The following is a 23,090-nucleotide window of genomic DNA, read 5'->3' on the forward strand; positions in this document are numbered from 1 at the left end:
TTGTTATTTAGTTCAGTATATCACTAAATTTATATTTTTCACAATACCATATTACAAAACTACAGTTATTTATGACAACCTCCTTAGCTCTTACCGCAACTCCAATGCCAAATCCAGCCCATTGTCCCCTGCATTTATTACCTTTGAAACTACAATTCTCTATTTTTATTCCAACGCAAGGGGCATTTATTTCTATAAAATCACTTTCTGTACCATCAAATACACAATCTTTAATCAAACAATTATAAGAAGTATTTTTATTAAACAGAATAGAATATCCGGAATTATCCTGGAACTGGCATCGGCGAACTCTTAGGTTATTAACTGTATCAGCTACTTGAATTGATTGAGTACCGTTAATAAATTTACATTTATATATGTCTATATTATCTCCACTTGGTTTTATCCCCAGCTTAGAATCTATAGTTATATCTCGAAAACTTTGGTCTCCCATGGGATTAAATATTTTATTTGAGGGATAACCATCAATTTGTTTTATTCTAGTTTTATTAAAATCCTCACCTGTAATATTTATACCCTTACGAACAGTAATAGTTACACCATCTGGAATCAGTAGTGTGCCCTTTGGAATATAAACTGTTCCTTCTTCTATTGAGTTAATTGCATTAATTAGTGCTTTATCGTCAAAGTGTTTACCATCAAGTAATCTTTCTACCCATTACTGTTCCTTTATGTTAAGAGCTATTTTATATTAAAGGCAATTTTATAACTAGCTATATCAATATTCTCACTAAACTTTCTAGCAAAAATACAATCACTATTTTCATTATCACTAATGTTTACAAAATCCTGCTCTGTTAACATTTTAGGATATTCAGGACCACTATTCCAGTCAATATACCGAAGTGCCATATGATTATCATCATAATCAGTATCCAGGTTATATATTTTATTTCTATATATAGAGTTCATTATTATAGTTTGGAAAAACACCTCATCGGCGCAAAAGGAGTGTTCAAAAGCTTTTTTATACCAAGCATTATCTTGTAAATACTGAAGTATATAATTACATAAGTCTCCGCTTATACAAAACCAATTGGTGCCTTTATATAACTCAGGCAATAAATCATAACCTTTGTTTCTTCTAAATGTTGTTGTATTGTTTTGTATTTTAAACATTATGGACTGAAGAATATTCTTCTTTCTCACAAATGACAGTTTACTGTGTTCATATTTAATATTATTTTCCAATTCATTCAAATCAGGTGTTTTTTGTATTCCTACAAATTCATTTCCTGTATTTTTTATGAAGAAGTCTTTAATCTCCTCTGAATTTTTTAGCGGTAAACAATCCCCAGACAATAAACATATATAATCATTTTTCATTCTGGATGCTCGCTCTAGTAATTTAATCATACATTCTATTTGAGAGAAACTAGCCCAAGTAACATCTATTCTATCTTCAATAAAAATAACTCTATTTTTATACTCATTAAAATCTTCAATATTTGCTTTTTTATCTACATGTAAATATATATTGTTATTACCCTGGTTTAAGATTTCAATAGTAGTTCTCAAAATGTTTGTGTTTCTATGACAAATTATACAATAACCTATTTGCATTTTAACTTAACACCTCTCTTTCCACTATTTTAACAAGCTCTCTTTCGCATAAGCTGCGTCCCTACACTAATCACAAAATTAATAAGTATAGAAGCCATAATACTTAATAGTGCTAGCCACATTACAATTAAAATAGATACCTTTGGCAAAAATACTAGGTCTTGAAAGTAGTAATAGCAGAAAAAAGTATGAGTCAACCACATATTTGTGGAATGCTTCCCTAGTATAGAAAATATACTTTTACTCTTACTATTAATAATAAAGTTTGTACAAATCAAGAGAAAGGGCGGAGCTAATATAAAATCCACATAGGTGGCATTTCCCTTTCCAATAAATTCAAACAAATATGTGGATCCAATTCTAACCCCTATAATAGTCAGTATTGCGATAATAGAGTATGACTTCGTGTCCAGTTTCCTACTTGATATTTTCTTATTTATACGTGAAAACAAATTCAGCTTTGCGATTATAAATCCACTACAAAAACTCATTTGCCAAAATAATATATTTCTTATATCCAAATATAATAAATTCACTTTAAGCATGGATAATCCAGGTATGATCACAGGTATTACTTCCATAATAATAGCTATAATATAACAACTTAAAATTATGGCTAGGGAAGCTTTAATATCTCTTTTTAATATTCTTTTTATTATTGGAAAGAGTAGTAATAATTCTATGTACAAGCGAACGAACCACCATTCACTATTGTAAGAAGAACTCAGTGTAAAAAAATTGGCCATAAATCCTGCTATGTTAAAGTGATATCTTGTACTATCACCAAACCATATTAGGCCTATAGGTACAAATATTATAAAAACCACCCAATAGTTTATCAAAAATTTCATGGCTTTTTTAGCTGAATCCTTCAATGTGAAATTCTCTTTTTTCTGGGTGGACATATATAACCCATACCCACTTAAAAATAGATACATGGCTATGCATATGTTTCCAAAGTCCCCTAATAAGTATTCAAAACTGGTGTTTCCAAATGATAGTATAGAAATATAGGAAACATCTTGTATTCTATCTGGAAAACGAAATAAGTGATGAAACATCATTAGGGTTATTGCAACACCTTTAGCTATTTGAGTATGGGCTTTAGTAAATTCATAGTCCTTATTTTGCATTACTGATAGCTACTTCTTTATACAAGTCACTAAAGTTACTGTTGTTTTTTATAGTCTGAAGATATTCCATAAAAGGAACTTTTAACTCTTCTCTTTTTAAGGCAAATTCAACTGTAGCTTCAAGAAATCCTTGTTTATCTCCTACGTCATATCTTCTTCCTTCGAATACATAAGCATACATTTCTTGCTGTGAAATTAGTGTCTTTAGCGCATCCGTTAACTGAATTTCTCCACCTTTTCCAGGCTGCGTATTATCTAAAATATCAAATATCTCTGGTGTTATTATGTACCTACCAAGTATAGCTATATTTGATGGTGCCACATCTGCTTGTGGTTTCTCCACTAGATCATTTACAGTGTATACTCTATCTGCAATTTGAACTCCATCCACTATGCCATATTTATCTACATTTTCTTTAGTTACTTCTTGAACTCCTAAGATTGTTTTTCCCTTTTCTTCAAAACAGTCCATAAGTTGTTTTAAGCAAGGCACCTGCGCATCTACTATATCATCACCTAGCATAACAGCAAAAGGCTCATTGCCTACAAAAGCTCTTGCACAATTTATAGCATGTCCAAGTCCTTTAGGCTCCTTTTGTCTTATAAAATGTATATTTACCATATTAGATATGTCTCTAACTTGTTCAAGTAGACCATCCTTATGTTTGTTTTCAAGTTCTAGTTCTAATTCTACTGATTTATCAAAATGATCTTCAATAGATTTTTTATTTCTTCCTGTGATGATCAATATTTCTTCTATGCCTGAAGCCACAGCTTCCTCTATAATATATTGCATAGTTGGTTTATCAACTATAGGTAACATTTCCTTAGGTAATGCCTTTGTAGCAGGTAAAAACCTGGTTCCTAGTCCTGCTGCTGGTATAATAGCTTTTTTAACTTTCATTTAAAACATCTCCCGTTTTCTTATAGTTTAAATTTACCCCATTTTCTTTTAATAAATCCCAGCACCCTTTTGCTAAACATAATTTTTCTTTGAGTCCAATTTAGTGGGCTCATATATTTTTTAATAACAAATTCGAAATCATTACTATTTAAGTCTTTAAAAAACTTTTCTCTTCCCTTAGGCACTTTTACAGAACTTATAATAGAAGGATTTCCTTTTATAGCATGATCCAAGTCACATTCTTTAAAGACAATCTTGTCTTTGCAAGCATCTAACATAGTTTTTCCTTTATCACTATTGATTAATAAAAGTGAAGTTCCTTTATCATCATCAAGTTCTGGATATTTACTGGCTATGCCCCAAAAATCTCCTAGAGTTATATCGCTTGACCGATTAATCTTAGCATAAGAGCAACTATAGCAAGAGGGTCTTAAATAATAATTTCTTAGAAATCCCTTCATATATGCATCGTTTACAAAGGTGTTACTATACTTCCTATGATTTTGAAATTCTATGGCCACACAGTAGCTTTTCCAGCCTTGTTTTTTATTTCTAAAATTTATGGACTTGATTTTTGAATCATGTAATTTTTCCATATTCTTTTTATATTTTTCAAATACTAGGGGCGATGGTACTCCATGGCAAACTATATCACAAGTATACAAATTTGCATAATCTTTACTTATAAAGCTATATAATCCTGCTATTTGACAAGGTGTTCCTGTAAACAACACTTTTCTCCCAGCATCCAGGTATTTTTTTGCGCTGTTATAGGTATCGTCGATGTCACTTTGAACATATTTCGAGCCTCTTAAAGCTGCTAGCTCTTCATCTGTATGAACCTCACTATGTTTTACCTCTAGCTTTTCATTGTATCCTGCGCCAAATACTACTCCACCCTTTGATATTATCCACTGAGCTATACTTGTAAATACTCCCCCTGAGGAGCTATTTTCGCGGCTACTTTCATCCTTGTTCCAGGCTGCATAGCAAGTAGGAATTTCATAGGCACTTTTCTTCGAATAGATATTTATTTCAGGACAAACCGTTTCACATAATCCACAGTCTACGCAGCTTGATTCATTAACTTTAGGATACCAAAACCCCTCACTATCCACTACCATTTCAATACAGCTTCTGGGGCATATATTATAACAGGCCTTGCAGCCAGAGCAATTTTTTTTATCAATTATATTAATCATATACGTTTCCTTCTCTTGTTAATTTTATTAAATATACCCGCAAATATATTTTTCTCGTAAGCATTAAGACCCATAAACCACATTAGTGTGGAATAAGCACCTACATAAACAATTATTTTTATAGCCAGTATTATTAGGTTTGATGTGGGTATAAAATAATTTGTAATTATTGAGAGGCCCATAACTATTATTACTGGAGGTGTCATTGATAAAATTTCCTTTCCAAAATCTATGATATCAATTCCTATCACCTTATGATAATAAATATTTATCACAAACCAATTACCAATAATAAGGCCTATGGCTGTACCAATAGCACATCCAATTCCTCCATACCGTTTTGCTAGTGGTATTGATAGCACTATATTTAGCAGTGCAATAACAAAATACATCTTGGAGCGAAAAGCATGCTTGTTTTTCGCTTGTATAATTACAATTCCCATACTTTGAATTAATGGTACTAACAGCGGAACCATAACTATTAAGGACATATAATATGCATTACTAAAGCTCGGACCTGCCCAAAACACTATAAAACTCTTACCATACATTATAAACCCTGAAAGCAGCATAGCCATAATGGCATATTGTATACGACCCACTTTATTGAACATGCCATTTATCTCAGTCATATCCTCTGTTTTAGCCGATATGGCCGCTATTCTTGGCAAAAATACACTATTGACAGAAGATGAAAAGTTTATGTAGTACTGATCCAATTGAGATGCTATAGAATATACCGCTACAACTGAGGTTCCAGCGACGATCCCTAGAATTATCTGATCTGTTTTGAAATAAATTTGATCTATAACCATATTCAAGAAAATAAAGAATGAAAATACAGTCATTTCTTTTACAAGAATTTTATTCCAGCAATATAATTTTATTTTCGCCCTTATCTTGAACATTGCATAGTAAATCTTAATAAGGATTGTCCCAATATTAAAAACTGATATTACTATGACAAGACCAATTACATCTGCTTTGTAATACATAACAGCAATTACTACAAAAGGTTGAAGCACGGTTTGAAGAATTGAAAGACCCCTAATAAATATAAATCTTTCATGTGAATTTATAATCGCGGTAAATATATTTGATGGAATTGTTATAACTATATTCACCATTTGTATAATATATATTTGTTTTGCTTTTGCAAGCTCCTCTACGGTTAAGGAATTTTTAAATATATCCCCTAACTTAAAATATATAACAACACCTGCAATTAATACAACCACTGTTATAGCGCCATAAATAATAGACGATATAGCTAAAACATTTGATTGATTCTCTTCGTCTTTAAGAGCCAGATACCTTGAATAATATCTTGTTATAGTATTAGCTAGCCCAAAATCCATAACTGCCATATAAGCAATGAGGGATCCCATTAACTGGTATAGACCATACTGCTCTTTACCTAAAAAGTGTAATAGCATTGGTACATAAATAAGTCCAATTGCTATACTAAAAAACATTGATATATAGGATAAAACTATTCCTGCTCTTCTTTGATTATTTTCCAAATCTATCTACCTCAATTTTTCTAATAAGTTTTAATATTTCTATTTTTATTAAAAAATAACTTTCTATTTATTTATTATCAACCACCAATTACCAACTATCCACTGCTCATACCAACCACCATTTACTATTCTAAAAACTAGCCCTTGCTATCTCTAGCAACGTCTTCCTAATAGTTTCATTTGCCAATATATTTTTATGGTGCATTTTTTCCTGTATTACCTCATATTCTAAATCAATATTGGAAAGTAGCTGTGTGAATTTTGTTCTCATTTCATCATAAGTTAAATCTCTAACATCTATTATATAGTCCCCTAGACCATATCTTTCTCCAATAATACCCCAATACTTAGAACTATAAGATAGTGCTATAGCTGGTATTTCACATTGTATAGAAGAAACCACGGGATGCATTCTACTGGAAATAGTAAATAGCGATTGTTGTATATAATTTCTTACCTCATATGGATACATCTCGTTTTTTTCTACAATAATTCTGTCTCCATATTTATCTTTAACTAGTGCATAAAGCTCATTTGCAATAATACTATCGTCTACAGCTTTTGGCCTAGTAACATGTGGAAGTAACACTACTTGTTTTGTGGGATAATTCACCATAAGCTTATCTATCATAAACAAATTGAAATCTATCCAATCTTGCCTATTGCCTTCCTTTGAAAATCTATATATTAGTTCGCTAGGACAATAAGTTATGTACTGCTTAGTTCTTTCCTTTTTTTCTTGCTTTGTAAGGGTGAGTAGTGCTAAATCATCTGTGATAGCTATGTTTGATAGTCCCATTTTGTCTAAATAATTATATGTAATTGGATCTCTTGGATATATTTTATCTATTTTACTAAGAAGAAATTTCATTACTGGCTTTCTAAAAGACTTATAAGGCCCCATAGTTTGACCAAGCATTACAACTTTAAGGCCTTCTCTTTTTAACATATTAAATTTTATTCCATTAACTATAGGTCTTTTCCATCCGTAGTCTTCAGTAAAATCGTCTCCACCTAAAATAACTACTAGGTCTATAGTCTTAATAAACTCTGAAATTATCTTTTTTAACCTTACATAACCAAGAATATAATCTTTTTTTGTGGTTTCAGGTTTGAAAAGGCAGTTCTGCTCTACCGCATATATTTCATTAATTCCTGTAGCCGCTTTTAATCTTTCTATATTTATAGAATCATCAGTTTCTACATAATATTTATTTTTTTCACCTGTTATATTATTAAAGGAACTTATAAAATTTTCTCCCATCATCATAGAACCATAATTAAACGTATTAGGACAATTGTACACATATATATTCATATATTACCTCTTTCTCATTTCTTTTATTTTGCTTTTTAAACTAAATATCCAAATGTACAATGCTGGTGAGTTTAAAAACATTTTAACCTTAAATAATATTTTAATGCTTTTTCCCTTGTAATGCCTCATGCTAGAAATTACTTCCTTATTGGGCGTTGGATACGCCCCTTCAATATCATCATATAAGTTTTTAAAACTCTCTTTACTCAGTTCACCGGTTTTATATGTATAATCTAAACAGCAGTCAAAATTATATATATAGTTGTCCACAATATGCTGGCTCTTTATTTTTTTAGCTATTGCATCTAGTTCACTGTTATCTATATCCATCAAGTATTTGTAGGTTCTTTGGAGTGCAGCTATTGTATCAAAACGTTTTATATTATAACTATTAGATATTGATGTTTCTCTTTGTACATAATAGCAAAGCACACTATCAATAAAAATCACATCTTTTGCCCTGGATAGTGCTTTAATTGTAAATTCTTGATCTTCACCATTTACGCAACCTTGCGTATATTTTATATCATTCTGAATTAAAAACTCATTTCTATAAACGGCACTACCTGTATAAATCCACATGTTCTTATGATTTATTATATTATTTAATGCGTCAATACCCGTCATCTCGCCCTGCTCTTTTTCAAATACATCAAAGTATTTTTTTATAATGGCCTTATTTTCATCCACTATATCGCATCCAAAACATATAATATCCCTGTCACTATAATCAATTTTTTCATATATACACTGCACCAAATTTTTAGATACATAGTCGTCTCCATCTAAAAACATTATGTATTTACCAATGGCTTTTCTCATTCCTGAATTTCTAGCTGAACTTACTCCACCGTTTGCCTTTGTTATTAATTCAAAATTATCAAGCTTACTTTCTCTTATTATAGAAGATACAATTTCTACTGTATTATCTGTGGAGCCATCATCTACTATAATTATTTCAAAGTTTTTTTCTGATTGAACAATAAGTGAATTAATGGTGGTTCTTATATGTTTCTCTACATTGTAGGTGGGGATAATAATACTTAATTTCATTTACTCTCCCCCTTAATGCTCCACAGTTTGCCTTTCGCTTTAAGTAGTGTTTCCCTTATTATGATTCCTAAATATATAGTGCCTGTTTTCATAAGCATATAATTTATCTTATCTCTTAAGCTAAACCTTTTACTCTGCATAATGGAATCCTGATTTAAATCTTCTATTCTAACATTGCTCAAATTTTTAAAACACTCAAGCTCATTCTTTTCTTTTGTTATAGAATATCTTTTATAAAATAACACATTAGCTAAAAATAAATATTTCAGGCTAAATACTTTAAAATCCTCTTCATATTTATAATAAATTTCACTTTTGCTTAAACTACTTTTAATCTCATCAACAGTAGTTATTATATCTCCACCCGCCTTGAAAGTAGGTACTTTAGTTATAGCACCCTCCCTTTGAACATAAAAATAAAGAGATTCATTTATAAAACCTATTCTTTGTGCATTAAATAATAGTTCAAATGTTGTTCCAATATCTTCATAAAGACGTCCCACTGGGTATCTAATTTTATTGTCAATGAATAAACTTCTACGATATAGCTTATTCCAAGCATAAGAGGGAATATTATTTAGCAAGTATTCACGTGTACCCTCAACTTTATCATAGCTGCAATTACAATCTATAACATTCTTCTCTTGCCCAATTTCTCTGCCGATAGTATCCACCTTTGTTAAATTACATGCTACCAGGTCCAGTTTCCCATCTTCTGCACTGTTATACATGGTTTTTATCATTGTTTCATCTATATAATCATCACTATCAATAAAAGCAATATATTTACCTCTAGCAATTGCAATTCCACTGTTTCTTGCGAAGCTAAGTCCTCCATTTTCCTGATTTACAACGCGAATATTTGAATGTCTATTTTCAAAAATATCTACTATCTTCATGCTCTCATCCGTGCAACCGTCATTAACAACTATGATTTCAATACCTCGAAGTGTTTGACCCACAGCACTAGATAGACATTTTTCAATATAATCCTCTACATTATAAACAGGTATTATTATGCTGACCTTAATTTCCGATAAATTCTCCATTTGGACCTCCATTACTTATACTAACTTGATTTTTATGGTGGTTTATTTTTATGGTGGTTTATTTTTATATTACTTCCTTTTTATAGCGCTTTAATCTTTTATAATTAATAATTCCTACTTTATGCTTAGACTTTTTCTTCCCCAAGGCGCCTATCTCATTTTCTGCTTGTTGTCTTTTACGTGCCTTATAATCTATTATAAATAAATAAAGCGGGAAGGTGTAAAATGCATAGCTATCAAATTGTACATATAAATATGAAATAATTAGCAGATCAAAAATATTTTCCTTGTTTTTAATTACCTTTGAAAATATTAGAAGCATAATAGTTATAAACCATAATACCCCCATCTCACTTATTAGCCTTATAGGCATACAAAATAATTGATTTTCCTTTGAATTAGCCAGCACCGCAACCTCACTTGTGTAAGGATTTGCATATTCCTCTAATGCATCAACAAACCCATATTGCAGAAAATAATAAGAATTCCCAAGTCCTGCACCAAATAATGCTTTCATGGGTTCGTTCTCATAGCCCTTTATAGAACTATTTATCCGGAAATATCTTGCTGACAGTGACGGATCACTATATATCATATCAGTGTAGGTATCTCCATTTAACATTTTAGTAACCCGTGTATTCCCCTGTATTTGTAATGCCAGGCCACCAGATATAAAGATAATCAAGATAAATACTATCATTTTTTTAGAGAACTTTATCTTTTTCTGAACTAAGAATTTCGCAACTACAAGTGTAAGAATAACCACAAAATCCACTAAAAATCTAGCACTATCTCCGGATATTAAGGTGAGTGCGCAAAATAATGAAATTAATATAATTAACTTCTTCTTTAGCAATTTATCTTTAATTGATATACATACTAAATACAGCACACCCGCTATATGTAGCGAAATAAAGGATGGTTCCGTAAAAGAAAATGCAAGTCTACTGTAATACCTTTTTTCTATTAATTGAAATAATGACAACACAAAGCCTACTCCACCTTTTAATGCAATAAACTTAACTACTCCGTAAAAAAAAGACAGACTATATGCAAAAATTAAAATCTTAACATCTTTTTTAACATCTTTTTCACGAATTATGTATCTAATATATAGGGATAAATAAAATAAAATCCCAAATGATAGTGTGACTATGCCATCTATTGTGTTTGCTATGTCCGGTTTGTAAAATAAATATAGGGTAGACGAATAGACTGCTATTATTACAAACAAGAAAACATATTTTGAATTTACGCAAATGCTCTCCACTAATTCTTTTAAACTAGTAATGGCATAAAATGCAAATAATATTGGTGAAATAGTTGCCCACCCTTTAGAAGGCGCGAAAAATAAATTATCAAATGGGATAAAAAATACTGCTAATTTAAATAAAAACTCCATTAATACCTCTCCTTCACATACCATTACTCATTATATTAAACTTAAACTCTAGGACTTGTGATATTACTAAAAAAGGTATAATAGATTCTAAATCGGCTTTAGTAGTCCAATACATCATTAAACACATTATCCATCTTATTTATGTACTTTGCCTGCGTAAACATATTCAGCACTTTTTTTCTATTATTTAAAATTACTCTTTTCTGCTCATCTCTGTTCCCTTCAATGGACAACAATAATTTATATATGTCCTCATGATTATCATAATCAACAAAATAACCATTTTCATTTTGCTCTATTAAATCTGGTATACCAGCATAATCCGTAGTTATAATAGACATTCCATTTGCCATACCCTCTATAATAGATATGGGCTGACCTTCTTTTGGATATCTAGTTAAAAGCATAAATATATCTCCTTGCTTCAACATATCTAACTTTTCATTTCCCTTAACTATACCTCTATAATCAATAATATCTTGAAGACTATTTGTATTTACGTATTCAATAAACTGCTTTTTATCTTCCTCATCGTAAAACTTGCCTGCAAAAATAAAATTAAATCTTTCCTCATTATTATCCTTGCATATCTTGGCTACTTGTAACATGTCTTTGTATCCTTTGCTTTCAATAAAATTACTCAAATATACTATATCTAACTTTTCTTTATTATCTAAATTTTTCATTTTTAAATCGAATTTGTCCCTACTAATTAAATATTGTTCATCAACACAATTTTCTACAACCTTTATCTTATTATTTGCCACAATACCCTTAAATATGTGTTTAAGAGAATTCCCAAGTACTATAGCTCCACTGAGCTTGCTGAAAAGCTTCAAATTAATTTTCTTAATAATACTCTTGCAATCCTTGTCCACCATAGTTCTATAATAGCCACCATGTAAATGAACTAATATCTTTTTTTTCTTCATAAGTAACATCTTAATTATTATTAAATCTCTTATATTTCCCCCTGTAGTCTGGGAAATAGTTAAATAATATAAATCAGCATCATCACTAATAATCTTAAAAATATTTGAAATTATGCGTTTATTATTTGTAATATCCACATTGCTAAATTCATATTTTTCTGCTAGCTCTGAATTATATAAGGTATCCACAGCCTTAGATAATCCATGTATTGGGGGTGGAAACTGTGCTATAAAACATATTTTCTTTTTAATAATAATCACCTTCTATCTAAGATTTAACATCTCTGCATATCTATCTATTGAAGCATCTTTTTTAAGTTTATCTTCTATAGTTTTTCTACCACGTGCACCCAACTTCACAAAACTTTCCTTGTGCTGAATAATTTCAGTTATGGTGGATTTAATGTTTGCATAATCTCCTGGACATACACATTTCCCACAATTAGAATTTTCAATCAAAAGTCTTGCCTCTGATCCCTCTTCTAAAACTCCTAAAACTGATTTACCTGATGCCATTACTCCATAAATCTTACTAGGTACAGAAATTCCCTTTATACCCTTAGCATTAGTAACTAAATGTGCATCTGCTGCATTAAGCGAATAAATTAAATCCTTCTTATCCTGATAAGGTATAAATTTAACATTATCTAAGCCGTTTTCTTCCACATAATCAACTAGTGTCTGTTTCATAATACCGTCACCCACAAAAGCAAAAACAACATCCTCTTCATGTTTAAAATCACCAATAACTTTGATAATATTCTCCAAATCATAATAAAGACCTATATTACCTGAACACATAAATACAAACTTATCATTTAATCCATATTTCTCTTTAAAAGACACAACCTTAGGATTTTCAGCTGGTAGTGGATATATTTGTTTTTCATCTATCCAGTTATTTATAACAACATTTTCTGGAACATCTTTCCCCTGGAATCTGTTTTCTAGTGTTTTTTTCATATCTCTACCCACTATCACAACAGTATCAGCTTTTTTGCAACTATATTTATCTAGTGCTTTTGCAAACTTTAAGATAAATTTACTTTTAGAATAGCCTACTGCTTCTGTTTGCTCTGGGTTAAAATCTTGAATGTTATATATATATTTAGCTCTTTTTAGCTTTTTACCTATGACTCCTAGTAGTCCACCTAAAATTGGTGGTTGAGATATACTAAAAACCACATCTTGTTTACCAGCACTAAAAGTAGCGATAATTGCATTGAAAAAATATGCTAAGATATTTTTCACTCTACTGATTTTATTTTTCTTTTGGAACTCAGGCACTCTCACCCTTAAAAGATGCATACCCTTAAAATCTTCTCTATGTATTCTTTTTCTTTTATATCTACACTCTACCTTGCCATCATAACTAGGCACTACACAAATTACTGTTATATCAAACTCTTCCTTAAGGCCTTCACATAACTCTGTTAATATTTGCCCAGTAGATGCTACATCTGGATAAAAGTAATGTGCATATACCAATAGTTTTCTCTTCATAATATAATTTGCTCCTTTTTATAGCTTGTACTTACATTATTGTTTAATCGTTGATCTTAATGTTATTGTTTAATCAATTTTTTTTAAAATTTCTAAAGACTGTTTAACTCTTGGTTGTTATCTAATCTTTTGATTATTCTAGCAGGATTACCTGCAATAACAACGTCTGCTGGGAATTTACCACTTACTACACTTCCAGCTCCAACCACCGAGTTATCACCAATTTCAGCTCCTTTTAATATAATTGAATTACAACCTACAAAAACATTTTCACCGATTTTAATAGGTTTTTTACCTACCATAGCCATGTTATTCATTTTTCTATCCTCTGCCTGGATAGGGTGAAAATCATGGTCTAATATTTTGACATTTCCACCTATATTAGTATAATTTCCTATTTCTATTAACGCCTTAGAATAAATTGTAGCCCCGGAAATCCCCACATTATTCCCAATGTGTATCTTTCCTTCTTCTCTAGCAACAATTATTGTTCTTTGATATAATCCAACTAAATTAGATAGAAAATCACTTTTTATAAGGCAATCATTTCCTATGGTTAGCTCTGCACTTTTCTGCTTGAAAATAACAGGAAGTCCAACCAAATTTAAATGTTCTCCATATTGAACCTTATTAAATTTCATAAATACTTTAAAATAATTACTTTTAAATTTAAACATTTTTATAATTTTCCTTAAACCACTCGTAAGCCATCTTAACTCCATCTTCAAGTTCCACTTTATACTTCCAGCCTGTAGCTTCAAGTTTGCTTACATCTAATAGTTTTCTCATAGTACCATCTGGCTTGTCTGTATTAAACTTTAATTCGCCCTTAAACCCAACAACTCTTTTAACCATCTCTGCCAATTGACCTATAGTAAGTTCCTTACCAGTACCTACGTTCACATGCTCTTCACCATCATAATTTTCCAGTAGGAACACACATGCATCCGCCATATCATCTACATATAAAAACTCTCTAAGTGGTTTACCTGATCCCCATACTTCAACTGATGGTTCATTGTTAACTTTAGCTTCATGAAACTTTCTAATAAGTGCAGGCATAACATGTGAATTATTCAAATCATAATTATCATTAGGCCCATAAAGATTAGTTGGCATACAGCTTATAAAATTATCACCATATTCTCTTTTGAAAAACTGACACATCTTAAGTCCTGAAATTTTAGCTATAGCATATCCTTCGTTTGTTGGCTCAAGATATCCTGAAAGTAAATATTCCTCTTTAATTGGTTGAGGACACATTTTTGGATATATACAAGAGCTTCCTAAAAACAAAAGCTTTGAAGTCTTAAAATCATGTGCAGCCTTAATAACATTATTTTGTATTTCCATGTTTTCATAAATAAAATCTGCTGGATATGATTCGTTAGCTCCAATTCCGCCAACCTTGGCCGCAGCGAGTACCACATAAGCCGGTTTTTCACTCTCGAAAAAACTTCTAACCGCTAATTGATCCATTAAATCTAGCTCTCTATGATTTTTTTCTAATATATTTGTATATCCTTTTGCTTTTAAGTTTCTAACTATAGCTGAGCCTACAAGTCCGTGACTTCCAGCTACATAAATTTTACTATTCACATTCATAACAACACTTCCTTATATATTTAAAAATTCATTGTATAATTAATTTAACTATTATCTAATCACAACTTTTGCTGCAGTTATAGCGGGCTGTTCTTACGCTATACCAACTTTTGCTTGAAATCTATCATTTTTTGCCATATCCATATACTCATCTGAACTAATTCCAGCCAGTTCTTTCATATCAGAATCCACCATCATCTTAACTAGAGCTTTAAAACTAACTTTTCTCTCCCAATTAAGTTCTGTTTCAGCCTTAGTGCAGTCTCCCCAAAGTAATTCAACCTCAGCAAGTCTGAAATATTTAGGATTTATCTCAACTAATATTTCTCCAGTTTTTTTATCGTGCCCTTTTTCCTCTACTCCTGTACCTTCCCACTCTATATCTATACCAATTTCTTTAAATGATAATTCTACAAACTCACGAACAGTATGAGTTTCATTAGTAGCTATAACAACATCTTGTGGTTTATCTTGTTGAAGCAATAACCACATAGCCTCTACATAGTCTCCTGCAAAGCCCCAATCTCTTTTTGCATCCATATTACCAAGAGATAGTCTTTCTTGTTTCCCGGCCACAATATTCGCCACTGCTCGTGTTACCTTTCTAGTAACAAAAGTTTCTCCACGTCTAGGAGATTCATGATTAAAAAGTATTCCGTTACAAGCAAATAAATCATAAGCTTCTCTATAGTTTACAGTCATCCAGTAAGAATATAACTTTGCTACTCCATAAGGACTCTTTGGATAAAAAGGTGTTTTCTCACTTTGTGGCGCTGTGCCTGGCAGTCCACCGAAAAGTTCTGAAGTAGAAGCCTGATAAAATTTGCATTTTAATCCGCTTTCTTTTATAGCATCCAAAATTCTGAGTGTTCCTATACCATCTGTTTCTGCAGTGTACTCTGGCACTTCAAAAGATACCTGAACGTGACTTTGAGCTCCCAAATTGTATATTTCATCTGGTCTAACTTTTTCTATTATTCTATTTAAATTACTTGAATCTGTTAAATCTCCATGATGAAGAAACAGTGTTACATTCCCTATCAACGGGTCTTCAAACAAATGATCTATTCGCTTTGTATTAAATGAACTAGCACGCCTAATTATTCCGTGTACCTCATAACCTTTTTCTAATAATAATTCCGTTAAATAAGATCCATCTTGTCCTGTTATTCCTGTTATTAATGCTGTCTTCATATGTAATACTCCCTTTCAAACTAACCTATTATATTTTTCTACTACCCAATTCTACTTTTAAGTTCTTTTATATTCTCCATCTCGTCTTTATTGCCAACAAATATCATATCGTCATTTTCAACCACAAATATATCCGCAAGTCCTGCGATAACTATAGGTTTACCATTACTAATAATAATGTTATTGCTACAATCAAAGTTACGTACATTACCCATACAAACATTGTTGTCGCTATCTTTCTCCCTATATCTTTCTACGGACTCCCAACTTCCCACATCATCCCAACCAAAATCTGATGGAATAACATATATATCTTTTACTTTTTCCATAATTCCAAAATCCACTGATATATTGTCCACATCATTATATTTTTCCTGGAGCACCCTGCCATAATCTTCATCGCTAGCCCCTGCTATTTCACTTAGCACATTAAAAGTGTTCTTCAAATATTGCTTAGTAAGTCTCAATATGTTGGCAGCCTTCCAAATAAACATCCCGCCATTCCAAAGATATTTTCCATCTTTTAAATACTCTTTAGCCTTATGTAAATCCGGTTTCTCTACAAATTTTTCTACGTGTCTAACTTCGCATCCATTAATTGCACAATTCATATCACTGTAATTTATGTAGCCATAACCCACTTCAGGTCTATCTGGTTTCATACCAATAGTTACTATAGCTTCTCTATTTTCACTAACAAATTCATCAGCGCAGTTTAATACTTCAAGGAAATTCTCTTCATCTTGTATAAGGTGATCTGATGGAAGCACTGCTATAGTAGCATCCTCATATATCCTGTTAATGTGGAATGCCGAAAGAGCAATACAAGGTGCTGTATTCTTGCCTACGGGTTCCATAATAATGTTTCTATGTGGCAAAGTAGGTAACTGCTCCACAACCAAATCCCTATACTTAGTGCCTGTTACTATAAATATTCTTTCTATAGGAATAAGATTTTCTAATCTCTTCACACTCATTTGAATCATTGTGTCTTCACCTGTAAGATTCAGAAACTGTTTAGGTTTTTCTTCCGTGGACAAGGGCCAAAATCTACTCCCTTTTCCACCAGCCATAATTAACGCACATAACATATTTATTTCCTCCCTTACTAATTCATTAAATTAATAAACCACTGCTGCATACTCAAACTCCTAACTGCCAACTATCAACTGCTAACTAGCTTTCTCATCCCCAAACAGCACTCCCACTGTTTTAAGAATAAGTACTATATCTACCAATGTATTTCTATCTTTTAAATACTCAACATCCATTTCCATCCATTCTTCAAAACTAACTTCACTTCTACCTCCAACCTGCCAATAACAAGTGAGACCCGGTTTAGCAACTAATCTTTGTTTTTGAAATGAAGTAAACTGCGCCACTTCTTTAGGCAAACTTGGCCTTGGTCCTACGAGTGACATTTCACCCTTTAATATATTAATAAGCTGAGGTAACTCATCTATACTTGTCTTTCTTATAAACTTTCCTATTTTAGTTATTCTCGGATCTTCTTTTATCTTAAACATAGGTCCTGACATTTCGTTATCAGCCTCAAGTTTCTTAAGAAGACCTTCTGCATCTGGACACATAGATCTAAATTTATACATTAGAAAACTTCTACCATCTTGTCCAACTCTCTTTTGAGCAAAAAGAACAGGTCCTTTTGAATCTACCTTAATCCAAATAGCCACCACAAACATAACTGGACTTATTAATAAAATACCAAATAATGCACCTATAAAGTCAATTATTCTTTTAACTATAAAATATCCAAGGTTTTTCTTAATCTTTTCTCCAAACTCTATTTGTGTAAATTCTAATTTTCTCTCTGTTTCTTGCATTTATATTCCCTCCTTGTTTTATAATATGCAATTATAAAATTCGTAATTTTAGTTAATAAATAAATATTGCAACCTACATTAAAGTGATTTTTTTCCCTTAATTCAGTTTATAAATGCATTAAAAAGAAATTAATAATAAATTATAAAACTTTTTTTAATATATTTTAGAGTATACCATAATACTACAAAATGTGTGTAAATTTTTTATTAACTTGATTAATTTCTCATTATTTCATACTTTTACGACATTAAATTGCTTTATTTTTCCTATTTTATTCTCCAAAAGACTGTTTGTTTTAATTTAATTAAATATTAAAATAGAAAATTGGGTTTTATGTATATAACGCCATTATATTTTTGCACAAAAAAAGTCAGAAGGATCTACCTTCTGACTTTTTCACATTATGTTTTTCTTCCCCACCACGTAATATACACAATTCTATACATTTTCTCCCCGATGACTTAAAATAAAGCCGCAGAAACTATCAACAATTAACTTAGTAATTCTCACTTTGTTCATATAAATTTCTCGTAAGCCTTCCAGGACACATAACAATTGATAATTGTTATGTCCCCCAGAGGAAAGCGCTAGAGAATTTTATTTTCTTAAAAAAAAATAGAATTTCTTAATGTCCTTTCCAATTTAAATATATTTCGCTACCCCTACTGCTCTCCACAACAAGTATTGAAGTGTCCGAAGCGACTTGCAATAAGAGACGTAGAAACTATTGAAATTCGATTTAGAAATTCTTGCTTTGCGAAAATAAAATCCTCGTAAGCCTGCCAGGACGGCAGGCTAGCGAACCCGAGCCAGGACGGCGAGTGCATAACAATTAATAATTGTTATGTCCCCCAGAGAACTACCCAGAGGAGAGCGCTAGAGGATTTTATTTTCGCAAAGCATTAGAATTTCTTAATCGAATTTCCAGTTTCAAGCTCGTTTGCAAGGCGCGTAGGACCTCCCTAATACTTCTTGCACTTGGGTTTTTGTTTGCCTTCTCTCCCAAAAGCTAACATAGCATTAAGCTCTCCACCTAGTAATATTATTATGGAGGTAATATAAAGCCATAACATAAGCACTATAACTGCTCCTATACCACCATAAACACTAGAATAGTTATTAAAATTATTCACATAGTACGCAAATGCTAATGATGATAGTAACCAACCTAAAGTACTAAAGGTAGCTCCTGGCATTACTTCTCTCCACGTAAGTCTTCTACAAGGGGTAAAATGGTACAATGCTGCAAATATAAATACCATTCCAACTAGAGTTACTACATATCTTATAATATCCCAATTAAAAATAAATTTACTTGATACATTAAATCGCGTTACAATAACTCCACCTATCATTTGTCCAAATACTACTAAAGCTACCGCAGCTATAATAACCAGCACAAGTCCCAGCATAAATAATACGGATATAATTAGAGTCTTCCAGTAAGGCCTTGTTTCTTTTTCATCATAAGCTTTATTTAATCCCTTTATTATAGCTCTGAAACCACTGGACCCAGTCCAAAGTACACCTATTATACTTAATGAAACTAAATTTCCACTTGTTTTATCAAACACACTTACAACTGTATTGTTAATTAAATCAAAAGTACCCTTGGGTACTACTTTACTTAGATATATCAGCACATCTGTACTTTTTAGGTCACTATAACCTAAAACGCTAAGTAGCAGCAATAAAAAGGGAAAAAAAGATAGCAATAAATAATAAGTAAGTTGAGCTGCCAAAGCAGTAATATCATCGTCTATAACATTGGATATAAGTTTTTTCAAATCTTTTAACATATAGACACCACCCTTTTCAGTTAACAATCTGTAGTGGAGAGTTGAGCTTTAATTATAAACACTTTATTTTATTATTATAACTTATAGTAAATTTTTATACCAATAAGTTTTTCGAAGTAGCTAAAAATAAGTGGTTACTTTAGGCACAAAGAATAAATTATCTGATAAGTTCATAAATAAGAAAACAATAAAACTTGCCATTACACCAGTATAAAAGGGTATATAAAACTTATCTCTAGTTATGCTATACAGTTTCTTAATTCTAAATAGCGTCGTTGTTATAATTCCAAGGAAAGAAAGTATTCCCAATATGCCTAGCTCACTTTGAAATTTCAAATAGGAATTATGGTTTGGATAGCTCTTATATGCATAATATTTTAATTCACTATACTTCCCTACATATTCATTATATCTAGTAACGAAATTTCCATTACCAATGCCTAAAATTGGATGATCCCTTATCATATATAGTGCTGTTTTCCAAAGTTTAATTCTTAATTCATTTTGATGTAAATCAACTGTACCTTCAATCCTTTGAGCCACAGACGGTATGAACGAAATCAAAATAGCAAAACCACCTAAAGTGAAAATCCACTTAATACTATAAATTAGTGTAAGCACTAATAATCCTAGTCCAAGACCTAATATTGCATTCCTAGAAAAAAATATTTACTAATCTCTTTAATATATAATAACAAGTTGAAAATATTTTATCACTAGTATCAGCAGTGGAAACCTTAGCTTCTTCGGTTTCAGGCGCTGGTTTGACCAGTCCCGGAATTCTAGTCACAATAGCAGAAAAAGATCTGTATAAACTAGGACGGGCTTGCATGAAATTTACAGATGCAGCAATTGCGATAACCAGACTACATGATATCATGAATGTCAAAATCCGCTTCCACGAATTCCATTTTGCCCCAAATATCAACAGAAACGATGCTACAATTACTGCTCCCATAACCACCCAGCCAAGGCGCCCTCCGGAAAGGAATGCAAAAACCAAACTCATGCCCACGTTAGCATATGCAATTGGTGTTATCCATGATGGCAATCTTTTTTCATCACTTTCTTTTATTGTCCATATTGAGTCCGTAAAGGGTAAATGTAGCATAAAACGTATGCTAAAGAGCACAAGAAAATACACTCCAAATGAAAACAATATCCAAAATACTCTATTGGATAACTCCGTAAATTTATAATCACGCTTATATATTCCATGATAAATAAACCTATTAAGAAAAAATCCTATGGCAATTATTTCTGATAAAGCCAAATATAGTGATAGTCCCTTGATTCTAAACAATATCGTAGTAGCAATTAGTATTATGCAGATAAGTTCAGTAACCCAAAAACGTTTATGAAATGCTAGGGTATCTTCCATTCTATAATTCTCCTTTGTTTGCTTTTAAACGCCTATTTTGAATACATATTGTTATAATAATTTTGGTATTCCCCTGATGTAATATTATTCATCCACTGTTTATTATCTATATTCCATTTTATTGTCTTTTTTATTCCTACTTCAAATGTAGTTTCAGGATACCATCCTAACTCCTGTTTTATCTTAGCTGGATCTATTCCATATCTCATGTCGTGACCTTTTCTATCTTCAACATAAGTTATTAGTTTTTCCGTTATGTCACTATCTACATTTTCATTTAAATAATTTACAACAGTTTTAACTATTTGCATATTAGTTCTCTCGTTATGTCCACCTATATTGTAAACTTCCCCTACTCTACCACCATTTATAACCATGTCTATAGCTTTACAGTGGTCGACTACGTACAACCAATCTCTTATATTCATTCCATCACCGTAAACTGGTAGATCTTTATGATTTAAACAGTTATTTATTAGGAGCGGTATTAATTTTTCTGGAAATTGGTATGGACCATAATTATTTGAACATCTGGTTATATTTACAGGCATTTTATAGGTATCAAAATAAGCTTTAACCATTAAATCTGCGCCTGTTTTACTTGAAGAATATGGACTATGTGGGTCTAGTGGTGTAGTTTCAAGAAAGTACCCTGTTTTGCCAAGTGATCCATATACTTCGTCCGTTGATACTTGCATAAATTTCTTTCCTTCTTTAAATCCACCGTTAATTTCCCATGCATTCTTTGCTACATTTAAAATATTTACTGTACCTAAGATGTTTGTTTTAACAAATATCTCTGGCTCTTTTATACTTCTATCTACATGTGATTCTGCTGCAAAATTCACAACGTAATCAATATCATTATCGTTAAATATTTTTTCTACAAATTTTTTGTCACATATATCTCCTTGCACAAAGGAATAGTTTTTATTATTTTCTATATCTTTCAAATCTTCTAAGTTTCCTGCATAAGTTAATTTATCTAAATTTATAATTTTTATATCTGAATATTTATCTAACATATAATGTACGAAATTTGCACCTATAAATCCAGCTCCACCTGTTACTAAATAAGTTTTCATAATTAATTACACCCCTTATATTCGAATGACACTTGTAAATTTTTTAATTTCTTTTGCAACTTATCCTTATCCGATAATAGTATCTCTTCTATACCTTCTAATGGCCACTCTATAGATATATCTTCATCATTCCACAATATACCACTATCATATTCAGGAGCATAGAAGTCTGTACATTTGTAATTAAACACAGCAACATCTGACATAACTAAAAAACCATGAGCAAAGCCTTCCGGGACATAAAATTGTTTTTTATTTTCTTCCGTAAGAATTGCTCCTTCCCACTGTCCAAATGTGGATGAACCCTTCCTTAAATCTACAGCTACATCAAATACTTTTCCCTCTGTAACTCTAACTAATTTACCTTGAGTATGTTTAGTTTGAAAATGAAGTCCTCTAAGTACTCCTTTGTTAGACCTTGATTCATTGTCTTGAACAAATTCCATAGTAAGTCCTGCCTCAAAGAAATCATTCTTATTGTAGGTCTCCATAAAATAGCCTCTATTGTCACCGAAAACTTTAGGTTCTATTATATACAAATCCTTTATCTTAGTCTCTATAAAATTAAACATCAATAACTC

General features: G+C 31.4%; 21 protein-coding genes and 1 pseudogene. All 22 read right to left on the reverse strand.

Annotated features, from left to right (window positions below; genetic code table 11):
• Window positions 1-7 precede the first annotated feature (7 nt).
• Window positions 8-649 (reverse strand): annotated as a pseudogene (locus ACREVU_RS13325) (right-handed parallel beta-helix repeat-containing protein); the annotation flags it as partial.
• Window positions 650-702: 53 nt separating this feature from the next.
• A complete protein-coding gene (locus ACREVU_RS13330) occupies window positions 703-1,584 on the reverse strand; it encodes a beta-1,6-N-acetylglucosaminyltransferase (RefSeq protein WP_431552090.1) in 882 nt (293 codons plus the stop codon).
• 29 nt (window positions 1,585-1,613) lie between these two features.
• On the reverse strand, window positions 1,614-2,717 hold the full coding sequence (locus ACREVU_RS13335; protein ID WP_431552091.1) for an acyltransferase family protein: 1,104 nt from the start codon (window positions 2,715-2,717) through the stop codon (window positions 1,614-1,616).
• Window positions 2,707-3,621: a UTP--glucose-1-phosphate uridylyltransferase GalU gene (gene galU, locus ACREVU_RS13340; protein WP_431552092.1), complete on the reverse strand. Its 915-nt coding sequence runs from the start codon at window positions 3,619-3,621 to the stop codon at window positions 2,707-2,709. The genes ACREVU_RS13335 and galU overlap by 11 nt, the downstream gene beginning before the upstream one ends.
• Window positions 3,622-3,641: 20 nt before the next feature.
• Complete coding sequence (locus ACREVU_RS13345; protein ID WP_431552093.1) at window positions 3,642-4,823, reverse strand: Coenzyme F420 hydrogenase/dehydrogenase, beta subunit C-terminal domain; 1,182 nt, start codon at window positions 4,821-4,823, stop codon at window positions 3,642-3,644.
• Entirely contained in the window at window positions 4,820-6,346 is a 1,527-nt protein-coding gene (locus tag ACREVU_RS13350; protein WP_431552094.1) for a lipopolysaccharide biosynthesis protein, read from the reverse strand. The genes ACREVU_RS13345 and ACREVU_RS13350 overlap by 4 nt, the downstream gene beginning before the upstream one ends.
• Before the next feature lie 130 nt (window positions 6,347-6,476).
• A complete protein-coding gene (locus ACREVU_RS13355) occupies window positions 6,477-7,664 on the reverse strand; it encodes a polysaccharide pyruvyl transferase family protein (RefSeq protein WP_431552095.1) in 1,188 nt (395 codons plus the stop codon).
• A 3-nt stretch (window positions 7,665-7,667) separates the two neighbouring features.
• Window positions 7,668-8,717, reverse strand: a complete 1,050-nt coding sequence (locus ACREVU_RS13360) for a glycosyltransferase family 2 protein (RefSeq protein ID WP_431552096.1) — start codon at window positions 8,715-8,717, stop codon at window positions 7,668-7,670.
• A complete protein-coding gene (locus ACREVU_RS13365; RefSeq protein WP_431552097.1) occupies window positions 8,714-9,766 on the reverse strand; it encodes a glycosyltransferase in 1,053 nt (350 codons plus the stop codon). Before ACREVU_RS13365 ends, ACREVU_RS13360 begins: the two co-directional genes overlap by 4 nt.
• 64 nt (window positions 9,767-9,830) lie before the next feature.
• Window positions 9,831-11,168, reverse strand: coding sequence for a hypothetical protein (locus ACREVU_RS13370; RefSeq protein WP_431552098.1), 1,338 nt, complete (start codon window positions 11,166-11,168; stop codon window positions 9,831-9,833).
• A 98-nt stretch (window positions 11,169-11,266) separates the two neighbouring features.
• Window positions 11,267-12,361 carry a glycosyltransferase family 4 protein gene (locus tag ACREVU_RS13375; RefSeq protein WP_431552099.1) on the reverse strand — a complete coding sequence of 365 codons (1,095 nt, stop codon included), beginning with the start codon at window positions 12,359-12,361 and terminating at the stop codon, window positions 11,267-11,269.
• A 3-nt stretch (window positions 12,362-12,364) separates the two neighbouring features.
• Complete coding sequence (locus ACREVU_RS13380) at window positions 12,365-13,603, reverse strand: glycosyltransferase family 4 protein (protein ID WP_431552100.1); 1,239 nt, start codon at window positions 13,601-13,603, stop codon at window positions 12,365-12,367.
• Window positions 13,604-13,695: 92 nt separating this feature from the next.
• Window positions 13,696-14,280 (reverse strand): acyltransferase, encoded by a 585-nt coding sequence (locus ACREVU_RS13385; RefSeq protein WP_431552101.1) that lies wholly within the window; start codon window positions 14,278-14,280, stop codon window positions 13,696-13,698.
• Window positions 14,273-15,208 carry a GDP-L-fucose synthase family protein gene (locus tag ACREVU_RS13390; RefSeq protein WP_431552102.1) on the reverse strand — a complete coding sequence of 312 codons (936 nt, stop codon included), beginning with the start codon at window positions 15,206-15,208 and terminating at the stop codon, window positions 14,273-14,275. Before ACREVU_RS13390 ends, ACREVU_RS13385 begins: the two co-directional genes overlap by 8 nt.
• 93 nt (window positions 15,209-15,301) lie before the next feature.
• Window positions 15,302-16,402, reverse strand: coding sequence for a GDP-mannose 4,6-dehydratase (gmd, locus tag ACREVU_RS13395; protein ID WP_431552103.1), 1,101 nt, complete (start codon window positions 16,400-16,402; stop codon window positions 15,302-15,304).
• A gap of 41 nt (window positions 16,403-16,443) precedes the next feature.
• Window positions 16,444-17,493 (reverse strand): mannose-1-phosphate guanylyltransferase, encoded by a 1,050-nt coding sequence (locus tag ACREVU_RS13400; protein ID WP_431552104.1) that lies wholly within the window; start codon window positions 17,491-17,493, stop codon window positions 16,444-16,446.
• An 81-nt stretch (window positions 17,494-17,574) separates the two neighbouring features.
• Entirely contained in the window at window positions 17,575-18,243 is a 669-nt protein-coding gene (locus ACREVU_RS13405) for a sugar transferase (RefSeq protein WP_431552105.1), read from the reverse strand.
• A 963-nt stretch (window positions 18,244-19,206) separates the two neighbouring features.
• Window positions 19,207-20,043: a YihY/virulence factor BrkB family protein gene (locus tag ACREVU_RS13410; RefSeq protein WP_431552106.1), complete on the reverse strand. Its 837-nt coding sequence runs from the start codon at window positions 20,041-20,043 to the stop codon at window positions 19,207-19,209.
• Window positions 20,044-20,163: 120 nt separating this feature from the next.
• Window positions 20,164-20,664, reverse strand: coding sequence for an O-antigen ligase family protein (locus tag ACREVU_RS13415; RefSeq protein WP_431552107.1), 501 nt, complete (start codon window positions 20,662-20,664; stop codon window positions 20,164-20,166).
• A 34-nt stretch (window positions 20,665-20,698) separates the two neighbouring features.
• Window positions 20,699-21,424 carry a hypothetical protein gene (locus ACREVU_RS13420; protein WP_431552108.1) on the reverse strand — a complete coding sequence of 242 codons (726 nt, stop codon included), beginning with the start codon at window positions 21,422-21,424 and terminating at the stop codon, window positions 20,699-20,701.
• Between the two features lie 32 nt (window positions 21,425-21,456).
• Window positions 21,457-22,509, reverse strand: a complete 1,053-nt coding sequence (gene rfbB, locus ACREVU_RS13425; protein ID WP_431552109.1) for a dTDP-glucose 4,6-dehydratase — start codon at window positions 22,507-22,509, stop codon at window positions 21,457-21,459.
• A 2-nt stretch (window positions 22,510-22,511) separates the two neighbouring features.
• Window positions 22,512-23,081 carry a dTDP-4-dehydrorhamnose 3,5-epimerase gene (gene rfbC, locus ACREVU_RS13430; RefSeq protein WP_431552110.1) on the reverse strand — a complete coding sequence of 190 codons (570 nt, stop codon included), beginning with the start codon at window positions 23,079-23,081 and terminating at the stop codon, window positions 22,512-22,514.
• Window positions 23,082-23,090 lie beyond the last annotated feature (9 nt).

The organism is Clostridium sp., from assembly GCF_050717535.1.
Taxonomy (GTDB): domain Bacteria; phylum Bacillota; class Clostridia; order Clostridiales; family Clostridiaceae; genus Clostridium_AD.

Excerpts from the sequence above, each read along its gene's own strand:
- ACREVU_RS13330 (WP_431552090.1), bottom strand. The coding sequence starts at position 1,584 with ATGCAAATAGGTTATTGTATAATTTGTCATAGAAACACAAACATTTTG.
- ACREVU_RS13335 (WP_431552091.1), bottom strand. The coding sequence starts at position 2,717 with ATGCAAAATAAGGACTATGAATTTACTAAAGCCCATACTCAAATAGCT.
- galU (WP_431552092.1), bottom strand. The coding sequence starts at position 3,621 with ATGAAAGTTAAAAAAGCTATTATACCAGCAGCAGGACTAGGAACCAGG.
- ACREVU_RS13345 (WP_431552093.1), bottom strand. The coding sequence starts at position 4,823 with ATGATTAATATAATTGATAAAAAAAATTGCTCTGGCTGCAAGGCCTGT.
- ACREVU_RS13355 (WP_431552095.1), bottom strand. The coding sequence starts at position 7,664 with ATGAATATATATGTGTACAATTGTCCTAATACGTTTAATTATGGTTCT.
- ACREVU_RS13360 (WP_431552096.1), bottom strand. The coding sequence starts at position 8,717 with ATGAAATTAAGTATTATTATCCCCACCTACAATGTAGAGAAACATATA.
- ACREVU_RS13365 (WP_431552097.1), bottom strand. The coding sequence starts at position 9,766 with ATGGAGAATTTATCGGAAATTAAGGTCAGCATAATAATACCTGTTTAT.
- ACREVU_RS13370 (WP_431552098.1), bottom strand. The coding sequence starts at position 11,168 with ATGGAGTTTTTATTTAAATTAGCAGTATTTTTTATCCCATTTGATAAT.
- ACREVU_RS13380 (WP_431552100.1), bottom strand. The coding sequence starts at position 13,603 with ATGAAGAGAAAACTATTGGTATATGCACATTACTTTTATCCAGATGTA.
- ACREVU_RS13385 (WP_431552101.1), bottom strand. The coding sequence starts at position 14,280 with ATGTTTAAATTTAAAAGTAATTATTTTAAAGTATTTATGAAATTTAAT.
- ACREVU_RS13390 (WP_431552102.1), bottom strand. The coding sequence starts at position 15,208 with ATGAATGTGAATAGTAAAATTTATGTAGCTGGAAGTCACGGACTTGTA.
- gmd (WP_431552103.1), bottom strand. The coding sequence starts at position 16,402 with ATGAAGACAGCATTAATAACAGGAATAACAGGACAAGATGGATCTTAT.
- ACREVU_RS13400 (WP_431552104.1), bottom strand. The coding sequence starts at position 17,493 with ATGTTATGTGCGTTAATTATGGCTGGTGGAAAAGGGAGTAGATTTTGG.
- ACREVU_RS13405 (WP_431552105.1), bottom strand. The coding sequence starts at position 18,243 with ATGCAAGAAACAGAGAGAAAATTAGAATTTACACAAATAGAGTTTGGA.
- ACREVU_RS13410 (WP_431552106.1), bottom strand. The coding sequence starts at position 20,043 with ATGTTAAAAGATTTGAAAAAACTTATATCCAATGTTATAGACGATGAT.
- ACREVU_RS13420 (WP_431552108.1), bottom strand. The coding sequence starts at position 21,424 with ATGGAAGATACCCTAGCATTTCATAAACGTTTTTGGGTTACTGAACTT.
- rfbB (WP_431552109.1), bottom strand. The coding sequence starts at position 22,509 with ATGAAAACTTATTTAGTAACAGGTGGAGCTGGATTTATAGGTGCAAAT.
- rfbC (WP_431552110.1), bottom strand. The coding sequence starts at position 23,081 with ATGTTTAATTTTATAGAGACTAAGATAAAGGATTTGTATATAATAGAA.